The sequence below is a fragment of the Streptomyces sp. NPDC023723 genome, from assembly GCF_040639815.1.
GTDB lineage: Bacteria > Actinomycetota > Actinomycetes > Streptomycetales > Streptomycetaceae > Streptomyces.
Genome location: NZ_JBFAAP010000022.1, coordinates 42,556 through 57,776, shown reverse-complemented (window position 1 = coordinate 57,776; position 15,221 = coordinate 42,556). Strand labels below are relative to the sequence as shown.

The following is a 15,221-nucleotide window of genomic DNA, read 5'->3' as shown; positions in this document are numbered from 1 at the left end:
GGGATGGCCATCCGGCTACCCGGCTGGAACCGACTGCCCAGGTGGGGGAAGATCCTCTACGCGCTGGCGGGCGTGGCGGTGCTCCTGGCCGCCGGCCTGTACGGCGTGCCCGCCCTCCAGAAGCCGGACACCTGCCACGAGGGCGTCGAGAAGATCGGCGACGAGTGCGTCGGGGTCGACGGCTCGGGCTACGACTTCGGCACATCGACGATCAGCGCGGTGGCCAAGGCCATCGCGGCGGAGAACGACAGGATCGCGGACCAGCCGCACGTCACCGTGGCGATGATGCTGCCGCTCCAGTCGGACACGCCCGGACTGCGGCGGCAGATGCGCAGCGACCTCCAGGGCGCGTATCTGGGACAGCGGCAGGCCAACTCGGGCGAGGGCATAGTGCCCAGGATCCGGCTCGTGCTGGCCAACCCCGGGCAGAACTACGGCCATCAGGACAAGGTCGTGAGCACGCTGCTCGACATGGCCGCGTCCGGCCAGGACAAGTTGCGGGCCGTCACGGGCTTCAACCTCAGCCTCGACGCCACCCAGCAGGCCGTCGAACGTCTGACACAGGGCGGCGTCCCGGTGCTCGCCTCCCGGATCAGCGGGGACGGGATCGCGAACGTCGACGGGAAGAAGCAACGGTTCCCCGGCCTGGCCCGGATCATCGCCACCAACGGCGACGCGGCCGAGGCCCTGGCCAACTTCAACGGCGAGCGGGGCCGGCGCGACGCCCGGACGGTGCTGGTCTACGACACCCGCCCGGACGCCTACGTCGAGTCGCTGGCGAGCGCGTTCCGGGGGATCGAGGAGACGGGCCCGGCCGGTCCCGCCGACTCGCCCTTCGAATCGCCGGGGATCGACGAGGCCGGCTCGACCGGCAGCGTGTTCGAGCAGATCGCCAACAACATCTGCCAGTCCGCGGCCGACACCGTCTACTTCGCGGGGCGCACGCTGCACCTGCGGATCTTCGCGCTCACGCTCGCCAGGCAGACCTGCGCCGACCGGCACTTCACCCTGGTCAGCGGCTCCGACGCCGCCTCGCTGCGACAGACCATGACCGAGCGGGACTGGGCGCAGTTGGGCGGCGAGGACGGCGCGGCGAAGGTGACGGTCCAGTACGCCGCCCCCGCGCACCCGGATGCCTGGGACACCGAACTGGCCGCCTGGACCGAGCGGTGGCGGGCCACCCACGACCGCGAGCCGACCGCGGCGGAACTCCCCCAGTACCTCACGGAGCCCAAGGCGGCCCTGGACGCACTCGACGACTTGATCGAGAGCGTGAGCAAGGCGGGCACGGACCTCGGCTCCACCCCGGACCTGAAGGACTCCCGCACCATGCTCGTCCACGACGGCCTGGTCACCATCGGCACCGCCCTGCACGAGATGCAGGGCAACAACGCCGAGCAGGCGCCCAGCCTCGCGGACGTCCGTCAGGAGTGGTCGAAACTCCAGTCGGCGCACCGGGTGCGGGGCACGAGCGGCCTGATCTGCCTGACCAGCGGCGGAAATCCGTATGACAAGCCGGTCGCGGTGGTCGAACTGCGCCCGGGCCAGGGCTCGGGCGGCACCTTGCAGTTCGTCGGCCTGGGCTGGCCCACCGGCACCCCGCAGCCGAAGAACTGCGTGATCCCGAGCGGCACGTCCTGAGACGGCCGCTCAGCGGGCGTTCCGGGGCTGGGTGAGTCACCCCCGCCCGTGCACGTGCTGGGTGCCCTGCTGTACGGCGAAGACGGACGCGCCGTCCCGTGCGGTGTTCGTCTGGCGCAGTGCGGGCGGGGTGTCGTCGGGCCGGTGTTCCGCCGTGGGCGGACGGGCGTCGCCGGTGCGGCGGAACGGCGCGGTGACCGCGTCGCGGATCTCCTGCCACAGGTCGGTGGCCATGGCGGCGACCAGCGCGGCGGTCCCCGTCTCGGTGACCAGGGAGAGTTCGTCGTTCATCGGCGCTCCTTCAGCTGCCCCGGGTGACGGTGATGTGCTGGTCGCCGTTCTGGTTGGCGTAGACGGCACCGCCGTGCGAGGCGGTGTTGGTCATCGTGGCGCTGCCGTCCGGCCGGGCGGCGGGCGGCTTCGGGCGCGCCGGGGTCCAGCCGGGGGTGTGCAGCCATGCCTGGGTGGCGAGTTCCTTCACCTTGACGTCCACCTGGTGGAACTGGCCCGGATCGATGCCGTCGTAGCCGTGCCGCACCGTGTCGTCGTAGAAGTGCTGCGACATCAGCAGGGCGAGCGGCACGGTGCCCGGGGCCGAGGCCAGTGCCTCGCGCGCCGCCGGGGCGTCCAGCAGCCGGGCCAGCGTCTCCAGCGGGCTCCCGGCCACCTCACCGCCGGGCGTCAGACAGATCTCCCCGGCGTGCAGGGCGAGGCGGACCCGGATGCGGGTGGCGTCGTCCCGGGCGGCGGCGTTGTGATCGGTCAGCAGCCCGGCGAGGTCGCGTACGAGCGGATGGAGCAGGTTCGCCTTCCGGGTCCCGGCGGGCGCGGCCAGCAGCAGTCCGTCGCCCAGATCGGCGCGCGGGCACGCCGTCCAGTCGACGCCGGCCCGCGCGCAGGCCGTGCGCAGCACCGACCGCAGCGTCTCCCGGTTCCGCAGCAGCGGCACATTGCCGCGTCCCGACGACTTCTCGATGTCCACGGCCAGTACGGCCCGGTACTCCCACTGCTCTGCCACGCGGCACGCGCCCTTCTCGGTCGACCGGTGGCGCGGAGCCCGTGCGTGACGGGCCCCGCGCCGGCTCCCCCTGCCCCAGTGTGACCCGGGGGCCGGGCGGACAACCCGTAGGAATATGAGGAGTGGTGGGGCCGGGGGACCTTTCTGGTGCGCACACTGGTCCGGGCGGCGAGAACGGACCCCAGAGGGAGGCGGAACCGATGGACGCAGGCCGCACGGACGGCGACTGGCCGCCCGGCACCCTGCTCGGCGGCCTCGCCCCGGCCGACCGGCGGCGGCTGCTGGAGTTGGGCACCCGGGTGCCGTACCCGGCAGGGCGGGTGCTGCTGCGCGAGGGCGACCGCACCGACCACGTACTGATCCTGCTGAACGGCCTGGTCAAGGTCACCGCGCACGCCGACGACGGCCGCGACGCGCTGCTGGCCGTCCGGGTCGGCGGTGACATCGTCGGCGAGTTCGCCGCCGTCGACGGCCGCCCCCGCTCGGCCACGGTGACCGCCTGCGGACCGGTGCTCGCGCGCAGCGTCACGCGGGCCGAGCTGGACGCCTGCACCCGTGCCGAGCACCGCATCGCGCACGCCCTCCAGCAGACCGTGGTGGCCAAGCTGCGCGCCGCCACCACCCACCGGGTCACCTTCACCGGCTGCGACGCGGCCACCCGGGTGGCCCGGGTGCTGCACCACCTGGCCCTCGCGTACGGCGCACCGGCCGGCGCGGGCGCCGAGATCCGCTGGCCGATCACCCAGCAGGAACTGGCGACGCTCGCGGGCGCCTCGGAGCCCAGCGTGCACAAGACCCTGCGCCGGTTCCGGGAGACCGAGGTGGTCACCCCCGGCTACCGCTCCATCCGTGTCGACGACCTGCGCCGGCTGCACGCCATCGCCTACGCGGAACGCTGAACGCCGCTTGTGAGAGGTCGGTGGCAGCCCTGCGCGGGCCACCGGGAAACCGTAAATCTACGGGGGCCGGGCCGACGCACGGGGCTAGCGTGACGGGTCGTTCGACGGTCGGACAGCACGACAACGGGGTGACGATGGCCGAAAACGACGGAAACGACAGGAACGACTGGGACGACGCGGCCGAGGCCGGCCGGCCCGGCGGGAACCGGGCCGACATCGAGGGGGACGCCAACGGGCCGGTCGTGGTGGGCTCCCACAACCTCGTCATCGACGCGGACCACGGGTCCACGGTGACCGTGCTCATGGCGGGCCGGCGGCCGCGCCCCGAGCGCCGGCGCACCGTCGCGCTGCTGCCGCGCCGGCAGCGCGCGCCGCTCGGCCGGGAAGCCGAACTCGCCGTGCTCGCCGCGGCCGTCGCGGCCGGTGAGACGGTGCAGCTGTGGGGTGAGCCCGGCGTCGGCAAGAGCGCGCTGCTGCGCTACGCCGCCCGCGCGCTGCCGCCCGGCGAGCACGGGGTGCTCTTCCTCGACGCCGCCCGGCGCGAACCCGAGGACCTCGCCCAGGACATGTTCGAGGCCTGCTACGAGACCAGCGGCTACGCCCCCGCCACCAGCGACCTGTGCCGCCTCATGACGGGTCTGAAAGTGACGGTGTACGTCGACAACGCCGACTACGCCCCGGCGCAGTTGCGCGCGCTCATGGACACCGCGCCCGACGCCACGTTCGTCCTCGCCTCCCGGGAGGGCTCGCTGCTCGGCGACGACGGCACCGCGCGGCGGCTGACCGGCGTCGACCTGGACGCGGCGATGGAACTGCTCGGCCGGGAACTGGGCCGGCACGTGGTCGAGGCCGACGAGCAGGACGTCGCCGCGGCCCTGTGGGAGGCCGCGGCGGGCCGGCCCCTGCCGCTGCTGCGGGCGGCGGCCCTCGCCCGGCTCGACCCGGCGGCCACGCTGCCCCGGCCCGGCGCGGTGGCCGAACTGCTGCCCCCGCTGCTCGCCCGGCTCGACGCACCGGCCCGGCGCGCCCTGCACCTCCTGGGCATCCTCGGCGGCGCCGAGGTCGACCCCGCGCACCTCGGGCTGCTGGACGGCGCCGAGGACCCCGGCGCGCTGTACGCCTCGCTCGCCGTGCTCGGGCTGGCCGAGGAGACGGAGCGGGGCTACCGGGTGGTCACCGACGTCGTACCGGCATTGCGGGAGCACGGCGGGCCCGCGCCGTTCTCCGTGGAGCAGCTGTGCCACCACTTCGCGCGCTGGGCCGGGCAGGCCACCACCAGCCCCGCCCAGGTCGCCGCGCACACCGGCGCGCTGGAACGGGTCGCCGAGCTCGCGGACCGGGCGGGCCGTCCCGACCTCGCCGTCCGGGTGGCCCGCGCCGCCTCCCCGGCGCTGGCCCGCTCGCTGCGGTTCGGCGTCTGGGGCCGCCTCCTGGACCGCGGGCTGCCGGCGGCACGGCGGGCCGAGGACCGGTGGGCGGAGGCGTACTTCACGCACGAGCAGGGCGTCCGCGCGGCGCTGACCGGCAACCGGGTCGCCGCGGGGGTGCTGCTGGCCGGCGCGGTCAAGCTCTGGCACGACCTGGGCGACAGCCAGGGCGCCGAGGCGGCGTCGGCGGCCCAGCAGTACCTGCCCCAGCAGCCACCGCCCGACGCGGGCACCGCCGCCACACCGTCCGGCCCGTCGTCCCCGGACCCGGTACCGGCACAGTCACCCGCGGACCCGCCGTTGGCCGACCCGACGAACAGCCAGGCGACCGGCCCCTCGGGCGGCGACGGCTCGGCGGGGCAGGGAGCGAGTCCGCCGGGGGGCGACGGCTCGGCGGGGCAGGCGATGAACCCACCCGGGCCCGATCCGTCCGCCGCCTCGACGGCGCACGCGCCGGGCGCCGATCCGGGCCCGTCGTTCGCCCACCCGGCGAACCCGCCGGCCGGCACCGACCCGTACTCCGTTTCCGGCCCGACCACGACCACGCCCGGCACCCCGCCCCCCGACCTGTCCGCCGCGACCGCCGCGACCGCCGCGACCGCACCGGTGAGCACCGGAGCCGCCGCTGCGGTCCTCAAGGTCCTCGCGGCCGTCGCCGCCGTCGTCATCGGCGGCGTCGCGGTGGACCAGTACCAGGACGCCCAGCACACCTCGTCCAGCACCACCGCCCCGTCCGCGAGCTACTCCGCCCCCTACACACCGCCGGACACGAGCATCTACGACGAGGAGAAACCGACACCGACGCCGGAACCGACCGGGCTCGCGGGCGTGTGGCAGTTAAGCGACGGACGCATGGTCCAGTTCACGGAGTCGGGTTCGGACAGTTACACGTCCCCGTGGCAGGACAACTGCGGCGAGACCCACACCACGGAGTACACCGGCGGTGGCGGCACCTACAGCGCCGAGGAGCTGGCGTACGACGTCGACGACAAGTGCGGAACCCCCATCGGGGAGGTGCTCAAGACCATCACGCTCAGCTCCGACCCGGACACCGCGTACCTCTCCGTCGCTCTGCCGTCGGACGCGGACCCGGCCCTGGAGTGCCTCACCTGCGGCTCGTTCACCCTCACCAGGATGTCCTAGAAAGGCACGCCGATGTCCCGAAAGAACCAGCAGCCCGGCAGCAACAACTCCGTCCGCATCGGCGGCGACGCCCACGGCCCCGTAGTGGTCGGCGACGGCAACCGCGTCGACGCCCGCCCGCCCGGCCCGGCCGCGCAGCCCGCCGGCCCGGTCATGAACAACACGGCGGACCAGGGCGCCACCGTCTACGCCGTGCTGAACGGCAACCAGTACCTCGGCCCGGACGAAACCCAGCAGCAGCGCTGACTACCGGGGCAGCACCACCACGTACGCGGCGGGCGGCTGCTCGCCCGCCGCCATCAGTGCCGTCCGCACCACCACCGCCTGCTGCTCCGGACGGTCCCGCAGCCCTCGCGGCGTGAGCCGGACGACGGTGATGCCCAGCCGCTCCAGGTGCTCGCGCCCCCGGGCCCCCCGGGAGGCCGGTGCGTCGTGCCGGTGGGCGCGGGTGTCCAGTTCCACCGCGACCGCCTGCTCCGGCCAGTACGCGTCGAGGCCGCCCAGGTGAGGGCCGCCGGGCAGCCGCAGGTCGACGTTCCAGACCGGGTCCGGCAGCCCGTACTCCCGCACCATCCGGTACAGCCGCTGCTCCGCGAGCGCCCGCCCCTCGGCCACCAGCGACTCCACCGCGTCCACCACGTGCGGCCGGCTCAGCAGCCGGGCCCGCCGCAACTCCCTTACCAACGCAGTCGGTTCGCAGTGTCCGCCGCGTACCGCCTCGGTCATCAGCCGGTGCACGGTCCGCGCGTCGGTCAGGCCCGCCACCGCGTCGGCCAGGGCCCGGGCGACCGGCGCCACGGGCACACCGGTGACGCTCTGCGCCGCGGGCAGCGCGGCGGTACGGACGATCCGCGCCCAGCCGGCCGACCGCAGCCGGCGCTGCCGGGGCACCAGGACGTCGATGACCTCCAGGGACGGCAGCGGGGGCGCGCCGGTGACCCCGTGCAGGGTCAGCGCGGCCAGGCCCGTGATCATCGCCTCGGGCCGCTCCGGCGCATCCGGCCCCGGCTGGGCCGGCACCGCGCCCTCGGTCCGCTCCCGCGCCGTGTACAGCAGTACGGCGTGCAGCCGCTCCTCGCTGGTCGGTGGTCCGGGGCGGAGCAGGACGACACCGGGCAGCAGCCGCTGCCAGGGACCACCGGGCCGGCACTGCGCGTCGGCCGCGGCGGCCGTGACCCCGTGCGCCCGCAACTGGGCGACGGTCAGGACCCGTCCGGCACCGAGGGCGGCCAGGTGGTGCAGCGGGCGGGGGGAGAGCGGGGTGTTGTGCGTCATGCCCCGCAATTTCCCGCACCCGCCCCCTCCCGTAACCCCTGTTACAAGCCCGCCACCAATTCAGGACAAGGCGGCACTAAAGCGCGCATGTTCGACGTTCATATGGACGGTTCCCGCAGCGCGCCCTCAGGGGCGCGCACGACTAACTGCCGTCGCACTCCTGCCCCCGCAGCGTCCGCGCCAGATCGTCCCGGGCCTCCAGCACCAGTCGGCGCAGCGCGGGCGCGGCTCCCTCGTGGGCCGCCAGCCACGCGTCGGTCGCCGCCAGCGTCTCCGGCGAGTCCTGGAACGCCGGGAACAGCCCCCGCACCACATCCATCCCGATCTGGATCGACCGCTCGCTCCACACCCGCTCGATCACCGCGAAGTACTTCTCCGCGTACGGCGCGACCAGCGCCCGCTGCGACGGCCGGGCGAAGCCCGCGATGGTCGCCTCCACCAGCGCGTTGGACAGCGCGTCCGACTCCACCACCTGCGCCCACGCCTGCGCCTTCACCGCCGCCGACGGCCGGGCGGCCAGGCACCGCACCTGGTGCCGCTTGCCGGACGCGGTGTCGTCCCGGGCCAGTTCGGCGGCGAGCACCGCCTCGTCGGCCGCCCCGTGCGCGGCCAGCGGCTCCAGGAACGCCCAGCGCAGCTCCTGGTCGACGTCCAGCCCGTCGATCTTCTCGGTGCCCGCCAGCAGTTCGCGCAGCAGCGCGAGGTCCGCCTCCTCGGCGGCCACCGCCGCGAGGAACCGCGCCCACGCCAACTGCGGCTCGCCGCCCGGCGCCGCCGCCCGCAGCTCCCGCAGCGCGCCCTCGGCCAGCAGCCGGCCGCCGGTCCGCCGCCACTCGGGGGCCGCGTAGTGGGTCAGCGCCGAGTCGGCCCAGGCGTGCAGCATCTGGAGCACGCCGATCTCCGACTCGCGCCCCGCGAACCGCAGCACCAGGCCGATGAAGTCCCGGGCCGGCAGCAGCGCGTCCCGGGTCATGTTCCACAGCGCCGACCAGCACAGCGCGCGGGCCAGCGGGTCGGTCAGGTCACCGAGCCCGGCCCGCAGCGTGGCCAGCGAGGTCGCGTCGAAGCGGATCTTGCAGTACGTGAGGTCGTCGTCGTTGACCAGGACCAGTTCGGGTGCCTGCTGCCCGGCCAGTTCGGCCACCACCGTACGCGGCCCGTCGACGTCCGCCTCGGCCCGCGCGTACCGCTCGAGCGCGCCGCCCTCGCCCCGCCGGTACAGACCGACCGCCACCCGGTGCGGACGCAGTTCCGGGTGCGATTCGGCCGCCTCCTGCACCACCGCCAGCTCGTCGATCCGCCCGTCGGTGGTGAGCAGCACCTGCGGGGTCAGCGCGTTCACGCCGGCCGTCTGGAGCCAGGAGCGGGCCCAGGCCGCCATGTCCCGGCCGCTGGTCTCCGCCAGCACCGACAGCAGGTCGCCGAGGCGGGTGTTGCCGTACGCGTGCCGCTTGAAGTAGCGCCGCGCGCCCTCCAGGAACGCGTCCTGGCCGACGTACGCCACGAGCTGCTTGAGGACGGAGGCGCCCTTCGCGTACGTGATGCCGTCGAAGTTGAGCTTGGCGTCCTCCAGGTCCCGGATGTCGGCCGTGACCGGGTGGGTGGAGGGCAGCTGGTCGGCGCGGTAGGCCCACGCCTTGCGGCGGTTGGCGAAGGTGATCCAGGCGTCCTTGAAGCGGGTCGCGCCGACGTTGGCGAAGGTGCCCATGAAGTCCGCGAAGGACTCCTTCAGCCACAGGTCGTCCCACCACTCCATGGTGACCAGGTCACCGAACCACATGTGCGCCATCTCGTGCAGGATCGTGTTGGCGCGGCCCTCGTAGGACGCCCGGGTCACCTTGCCGCGGAAGATGTACTCCTCCCGGAAGGTCACCAGACCCGGGTTCTCCATCGCCCCCAGGTTGTACTCCGGCACGAACGCCTGGTCGTACTTGCCGAACGGGTACGGGTAGTCGAAGTGGTCGTGGAAGAAGTCCAGCCCCTGCTTGGTGATCAGGAAGACGTCGTCGGCGTCGAAGTAGGGCGCCAGCCCCTTGCGGCACAGCGCGCCGAGCGGGATCTCCAGCCGGGTGCCGTCCGCGAGGACGCGCTCGTAGGAGTCGGTCACGTAGTGGTACGGACCCGCCACCACGCAGGTGATGTACGTCGAGACGGGCTTCGTCTCCGCGAACCGCCACACCCCGTCGACGCGCTCGCCCGCGCCGCCCGACCACACCGTCCACTCCTCCGGCGCCCGCACCTCGAACCGGAAGGGCGCCTTCAGGTCGGGCTGCTCGAAGTTCGCGAAGACCCGGCGCGAGTCGGCCGGCTCGTACTGGGTGTAGAGGTACACCTCGCCGTCCTCGGGGTCGACGAAGCGGTGCAGGCCCTCGCCGGTACGGGAGTACGCGCACTGCGCGTCGACCACCAGCTCGTTGTCGGCGGCCAGGTCCTCCAGGGTGATCCGGGAGCCGTCGAAGACCTCGCTTGGGTCGAGGTCGCGGCCGTTGAGCGACACGGCGGTCACGCCCGGCGCGATCAGGTCGGCGAAGCTGGCGGCGCCCGGCTCGTTGCAGCGGAAGCGGACGGTGGTGACGGAGCGGAAGGTGCGCGGCCCGTCCCCGTCGTGGCCGCCGATCGCCGAGCGCACGTCGAGGGACACCTCGTACCCGTCGACGGACAGCAGGGCGGCCCGCTCCCGGGCCTCGTCGCGGGACAGATTCTCACCGGGCACGGGCGGCACTCCCTCGGCACGTGTTCAGGATGTGGACAGCACCGATCCTCCCATGTGCCCCTGACGGCGGATAGCCGGGGAATGGGCGCGGCCCGGCCAGGTGTTCAACGAGACGTCGTCCGTCGCACCGCATGCCCCACGAGGAGAGACATGTTGGAGAAGACCCCCGTCGACTTCTGGTTCGACCCGCGATGCCCCTGGGCCTGGCTCACCTCCCGCTGGGTGCTGGAGGTGGAGAAGGTCCGTGACATCCAGGTGCGCTGGCACGTGATGAGCCTGGCCGTCCTCAACGAAAACAAGCTGGAAGAACTCTCCGAGGACTACCGCGAGACGATGCGGACCAAGGCCTGGGGCCCGGTCCGGGTCGTCATCGCCGCGCAGGAGGAGCACGGCCCCGAGGTCCTCGGCGCCCTGTACACCGCGCTCGGCACCCGCTTCCACAACCAGGGCGAGGGCCCGACCAAGGAGGCCACCGCCGCCGCGCTGAAGGAGGCGGGCCTGCCCGACTCCCTCCTGGACCACTGGGACGGCACGCCGTACGAGCCGCAGCTGCGCGCCTCCCACCAGGAGGGCATCGACAAGGTCGGCCAGGAGGTGGGCACCCCGGTCATCGCGGTCCCCGGCGCCGACGGTGCGCAGGTCGCCTTCTTCGGCCCGGTCGTCACCCCCGCCCCCAAGGGCGAGGAGGCCGCCCGGCTGTGGGACGGCACCCTCGCGGTCGCCTCGGTCCCCGGTTTCTACGAGATCAAGCGCACCCGTATCAAGGGCCCGGACTTCAGCAACCTGTAGGTCAGGTCAGCGGGTGCGCGGGTGGCTGCCCGCGCACCCAGCGGCCGACCTCCTGCGCCGCCGCCCGGGCCGCCTTCTCGGCCACCGCCCGGGACGTGCCGCCCAGGTGCGGAGTGAGGACCACCCGGTCGGTGAGGGCCAGCAGGCGTGAGTCCTCCGGCAGTGGCTCGCGGCCGTGGCAGTCCAGGGCGGCGGCCGACACCTGCCCGCTCTCCAGCGCGTCGCACAGCGCGTCCTCGTCCAGCAGCGCGCCGCGCGCGGTGTTCACCACCACCGCCCCGCGCGGCAGCAGCGCCAGCTCGCGGGCGCCGATCACGACGGGGGCGTCCGGTCCGGGGCGGGCGTGCAGGGTGAGCACCCGGGAACGGCCGAGCAGGTCGTCGAGGGACGGCACCCGCAGCCCGTGGATCTCGCCGCGGACGTACGGGTCGTAGACCATGACCTGCGCGCCGAACGCGCACAGCACCCGGGCCACCCGGCCGCCGACCGCCCCGTGCCCCAGCACGCCGACCGGCAGGTCCTCCAGCTCCAGGCCGCCGTGCTCCCGGGCGTGCCGGGCCGCGTCCGCCCAGCCGCCGCGCACCAGCAGTTCGTGGGCGCGTGGGATGCGGCGCAGCGCCGACAGCATCAGACCGAGGGTGTACTCGGCGGTGGCGGCGGCCTCGCTGCCGGGGGTGCGGCAGACGGTCACGTCGTGCCGCTTGGCCGCGTCCAGGTCGACCGGCGGCGGCCCGCCCCGGCACACCACGACCAGCCGCAGCGCCGGGCAGGCGTCCAGGACCCGCTCGGTGACCGGGCCGTCCCGGGTGATCAGGACCTCGGCGCCGGTGCGCAGCGCCTCGGTCAGCTCGGGTTCGGTGGCGGCGGTGAGGTCATGGAGGGACACCGGCCGCTCGCGCAGCTCGGCACCGATCGCGCGGGCGATCAGCGCCGGCGGGACGACGTCGTCCCCGGCGGCCACGACACGTAACGGATCGCTCATCCTACGGACCTTGCGCGCGCCCCGATCCGGCGTCAATCCCCCGCGCGGGCCCAAAAACCCGGGGAGCCCCCGCGAGTCACGTCCTCGCGGGGGCTCCCGTTCCGCCGCCCGCCGTCGTGAAGGGTGAGAAGACGATCACGAGGCGGGACGCTTCGCCGGGCGGTCAGGGTTGTCAGGGTTGTCAGGGCGCCAGCAGCAGTACATCGGTACGGGACCGGGCCGCCGCGTACCGCCGGGTCACGTCCTGCCAGTTGACGACCGCCCACATGGCGTCGATGAAGTCGACCTTCTGGTTCCGGTACTGCAGGTAGAAGGCGTGCTCCCAGGCGTCGAAGACCAGGATCGGCACCGATCCCTGGCCGACGTTGCCCTGGTGGTCGTAGACCTGCTCGACGATCAGCCGGCCGCTGAGCGGCTCGTACGCGAGGACGCCCCAGCCCGAGCCCTGCGTGGTCGCGGCGGCCTTCGTCAGCTGGGCCTTGAAGCCGGCGAAGGAGCCGAAGGACTCGGTGATCGCGTCGGCGAGGTCGCCCACCCCGTCGGCGGCCAGCGGTTCGCCCCCGCCGTCCTTCGGGCCGGTCATGTTCTGCCAGTAGACCGAGTGCAGGACGTGCCCGGAGAGATGGAAGCCGAGGTTCTTCTCCAGGCCGTTGATCGATCCCCACCGCTCCTGGTCGCGGGCCTCGGCGAGCTGCTCCAGGGTGTCGTTGGCGCCCTTCACGTACGCCGCGTGGTGCTTGTCGTGGTGCAGCTCGATGATCTCGGGACTGATCACGGGGGCCAGTGCGGAGTAGTCGTACGGCAGTTCAGGAAGCGTGTACACGGGCATGACGGATCGATCCCCTCCGACCTCTTATTGCAAGTAGCTTGCAAGTGCACGCTAGCAGCAGAAGAGGTGGGAGGGGAGGCGGCGGCTAGCCGTCGGCGCGGCGGCGCTGCCGGAGTCGGCCGATCACCGCCAGCGCCACCGTCATCGCGCCCGTCGAGCAGAGCTGCACCCGGGTGTCCGGCTCCCGCGCCATCAGGACGAAGATCGTGGCCATCCCCGCCAGCGCCACCCAGGTCAGCCACGGGAAGCCCCACATGCGCACCACCAGCAGCTGCGGCGCCTCCCGCGCCAGGCGGCGGCGCAGCCTGAGCTGCGAGACGGCGATGAAGGCCCAGACCACCAGGATCACCGCGCCGGTCATGTTCAGCAGCCAGGGGAAGACGTCGTCCGGCCGCCAGTAGCTGAGCAGCACGCAGCCGAAGCCGAAGACGGAGGAGACCAGGACGGCGGTGCGCGGGACGCCGCCCGAGATCCGGCCCAGCGCCTTCGGGCCCTGGCCGCGCCGCACCAGGGAGTAGGCCATGCGGGAGGAGCCGTAGATGTTGGCGTTCATCGCGCTCAGCAGGGCGGCCAGGACGACCACGTTCATCACCTGGCCGGCGCCCGGGATGCCCAGTTCGTCGAGGGCGGCGACGTACGGGCCGCTCGTCACCACCTCCGCGCCGTCCCACGGGACGAGGGTGACGACGACCGCCATCGAGCCGACGTAGAACACCGCGATCCGCCACATGGCGGTGCGCACCGCGCGTGCGACGCCCTTGACCGGGTCCTCCGACTCGGCGGCGGCGATGGTGACCGTCTCCAGGCCGCCGTAGGCGAAGACCGAGGCCAGCAGGCCGATGATCAGGCCGTCGCCGCCGTGCGGGAGGAAGGGGGTCAGATGCGAGGTGCCGGGCGAGTCGGTGCCGGGCAGCACGCCGGTGACCGCCAGCACGCCCAGCACCAGGAACAGGGTGATCGCGCCGACCTTGAGCGCGGCGAACCAGAACTCGAACTCGCCGAAGTTCCGCACGGCGGCCAGGTTGGCGCCGCAGAACAGCACCATGAACAGCGCCACCCACAGCCACTCGGGCGTGCCCGGCAGCCACCCCGTGACGATCTGTGCGGCGCCGATGCCCTCCAGCCCGACCGCCGAGCACAGCAGCACCCAGAACGCCCAGCCCGCCGTGAACCCGGCCCACGGCCCGATCGCCCGCTCGGCGTGCGCGGAGAAGGACCCCGAGGACGGGTACGCGGCGGACATCTCGCCCAGCATCCGCATCACCAGCATCACGAGCAGCCCGGAGAGGGCGTACGCGATGACGATCGAGGGCCCGGCGGCGGCGATCCCGGCGCCGGACCCCACGAACAGCCCCGCCCCGATCACCCCGCCCAGGGCGATCATCGACAGATGGCGCTGTTTCAGGCCGTGCGACAACGAGGGGGGTGTGGTGCTGGTGGGCATGGGCGCGGCTGGTCCCTTGCGGTGCGGGGGCAAAAACGCCCACAGTCTGGGCGTACGCACAGCGGGCCCGAGGTGACCGCCCAGTATGCGGACGATCGTCTTCCGGAGGGTGATGTTCCGGTTACCCCGCGACGCTCGTGTAGTGCGAGGCGTCCCCCTCGATCACGTACGACTCCTTGCCCTCGATGCCGACCGGGACGTCCCCGGCGACGGTGACCCGGTGCAGGCGGCGCGGCAGCCGGTCGAAGTTGTCGACGGCGTAGTGCTGGGTGATGCGGTTGTCGAACAGGACGAGCTGGTCCGGCGACCAGCGCCAGCGCAGCACGTGCTCGGGGCGGGTGACGTACGACTGGAGCAGGTCCAGCAGGGTGCGGGACTCGGCGGTCGACAGGCCCACGATCCGCTGCGCGAACCCGCCGATGAACAGGCCGCGCTCGCCGGATGGGGGTCCCCCCGGTTCGAGCGAAGCCGAGAACTGGGGGAGGGTGCACGCGGACCACCGGGTGGGCGGTGCGGTACTTGATGGCGGTGAAGACGGCCCGGCGGGCGGCCTGCTCCTCGTCGACCGTCTCCTTCGGCACCGCGTAGTCGTAGTCGTTGGTGTGCTCCGCCCACAGCGTGTCGGCGAGCGCGCGCAGCGGCGCGGGCAGTGCCCGGTAGGCGGCGGCCGAGCTGGCGATCAGGGTCTCGCCGCCGTACGGCGGGACGGTGATGCTGCGCAGGGTGCTGGCCTGCGGCGGGTTGAGGACGAAGGTGACGTCGGTGTGCCAGTGGTTGGCGACGCCCAGCTCGGTGTCGACCGGCAGCACGTTCGGGGAACCGTCCACCGCCGCCACCGTCGGGTGGGCGGTGGTGACGTCGCCGAACCGGCGGGCGAACGCCTCCTGGCCCGCGTCGTCCAGGTGGACGTCGTCGAAGACGAGCGCCTTGTGGGTGTTGAGGGCCGCGCGGAGGGCGGCGACGGTGTCGTCGGCCAGCGGGGCGGAGAGGTCGACGCCGCCGACGCGGGCGCCGATGTGCGCGGTGACCTTGCTGATCTCGATGTCGATGCTGGACATGTT

12 protein-coding genes and 1 pseudogene are annotated in these 15,221 nt (G+C 73.4%); 5 read left to right on the top strand and 8 right to left on the bottom strand.

Annotated elements, in window-relative coordinates:
• Positions 1–3 precede the first annotated feature (3 nt).
• Entirely contained in the window at positions 4–1,641 is a 1,638-nt protein-coding gene (locus tag AB0G32_RS22680; RefSeq protein ID WP_361166029.1) for an amino acid ABC transporter substrate-binding protein, read from the top strand.
• A gap of 36 nt (positions 1,642–1,677) precedes the next feature.
• Here the strand turns inward: AB0G32_RS22680 and AB0G32_RS22675 are convergent, their stop codons facing one another.
• Together AB0G32_RS22675 and AB0G32_RS22670 are read right to left on the bottom strand one after the other, a co-directional pair.
• Positions 1,678–1,932: a hypothetical protein gene (locus AB0G32_RS22675; RefSeq protein WP_361166027.1), complete on the bottom strand. Its 255-nt coding sequence runs from the start codon at positions 1,930–1,932 to the stop codon at positions 1,678–1,680.
• 10 nt (positions 1,933–1,942) lie between these two features.
• On the bottom strand, positions 1,943–2,659 hold the full coding sequence (locus tag AB0G32_RS22670) for a hypothetical protein (RefSeq protein WP_361166025.1): 717 nt from the start codon (positions 2,657–2,659) through the stop codon (positions 1,943–1,945).
• Between the two features lie 200 nt (positions 2,660–2,859).
• Here AB0G32_RS22670 and AB0G32_RS22665 point away from each other — a divergent pair, with 200 nt between their 5' ends.
• The 3 genes from AB0G32_RS22665 (at position 2,860) to AB0G32_RS22655 (ending at position 6,374) form a co-directional block, all read left to right on the top strand.
• Positions 2,860–3,558: a Crp/Fnr family transcriptional regulator gene (locus AB0G32_RS22665; RefSeq protein WP_361166022.1), complete on the top strand. Its 699-nt coding sequence runs from the start codon at positions 2,860–2,862 to the stop codon at positions 3,556–3,558.
• A gap of 134 nt (positions 3,559–3,692) precedes the next feature.
• Positions 3,693–6,128 carry an ATP-binding protein gene (locus AB0G32_RS22660; RefSeq protein ID WP_361166020.1) on the top strand — a complete coding sequence of 812 codons (2,436 nt, stop codon included), beginning with the start codon at positions 3,693–3,695 and terminating at the stop codon, positions 6,126–6,128.
• Positions 6,129–6,140: 12 nt separating this feature from the next.
• Positions 6,141–6,374 carry a hypothetical protein gene (locus AB0G32_RS22655; RefSeq protein ID WP_361166017.1) on the top strand — a complete coding sequence of 78 codons (234 nt, stop codon included), beginning with the start codon at positions 6,141–6,143 and terminating at the stop codon, positions 6,372–6,374.
• Here AB0G32_RS22655 and AB0G32_RS22650 read toward each other — a convergent pair whose 3' ends face one another.
• Together AB0G32_RS22650 and pepN are read right to left on the bottom strand one after the other, a co-directional pair.
• Complete coding sequence (locus AB0G32_RS22650) at positions 6,375–7,403, bottom strand: hypothetical protein (protein ID WP_361166014.1); 1,029 nt, start codon at positions 7,401–7,403, stop codon at positions 6,375–6,377. It lies immediately after the preceding gene.
• A 142-nt stretch (positions 7,404–7,545) separates the two neighbouring features.
• Entirely contained in the window at positions 7,546–10,116 is a 2,571-nt protein-coding gene (gene pepN, locus AB0G32_RS22645; RefSeq protein ID WP_361166011.1) for an aminopeptidase N, read from the bottom strand.
• Positions 10,117–10,266: 150 nt separating this feature from the next.
• Between pepN and AB0G32_RS22640 the strand changes: the two genes are divergently transcribed.
• Positions 10,267–10,905 (top strand): DsbA family protein, encoded by a 639-nt coding sequence (locus AB0G32_RS22640; protein WP_361166008.1) that lies wholly within the window; start codon positions 10,267–10,269, stop codon positions 10,903–10,905.
• A gap of 1 nt (position 10,906) precedes the next feature.
• Here AB0G32_RS22640 and AB0G32_RS22635 read toward each other — a convergent pair whose 3' ends face one another.
• From AB0G32_RS22635 to AB0G32_RS22620, 4 genes and pseudogenes are all read right to left on the bottom strand, one after another.
• On the bottom strand, positions 10,907–11,887 hold the full coding sequence (locus tag AB0G32_RS22635) for an NAD(P)-dependent oxidoreductase (RefSeq protein ID WP_361166006.1): 981 nt from the start codon (positions 11,885–11,887) through the stop codon (positions 10,907–10,909).
• Between the two features lie 181 nt (positions 11,888–12,068).
• Positions 12,069–12,716: a superoxide dismutase gene (locus AB0G32_RS22630; RefSeq protein ID WP_361166003.1), complete on the bottom strand. Its 648-nt coding sequence runs from the start codon at positions 12,714–12,716 to the stop codon at positions 12,069–12,071.
• Positions 12,717–12,801: 85 nt separating this feature from the next.
• Positions 12,802–14,160, bottom strand: a complete 1,359-nt coding sequence (locus tag AB0G32_RS22625) for an amino acid permease (RefSeq protein ID WP_361166000.1) — start codon at positions 14,158–14,160, stop codon at positions 12,802–12,804.
• A gap of 121 nt (positions 14,161–14,281) precedes the next feature.
• Positions 14,282–15,218, bottom strand: a pseudogene (locus tag AB0G32_RS22620) (TauD/TfdA family dioxygenase).
• Between the last annotated feature and the right edge of the window lie 3 nt (positions 15,219–15,221).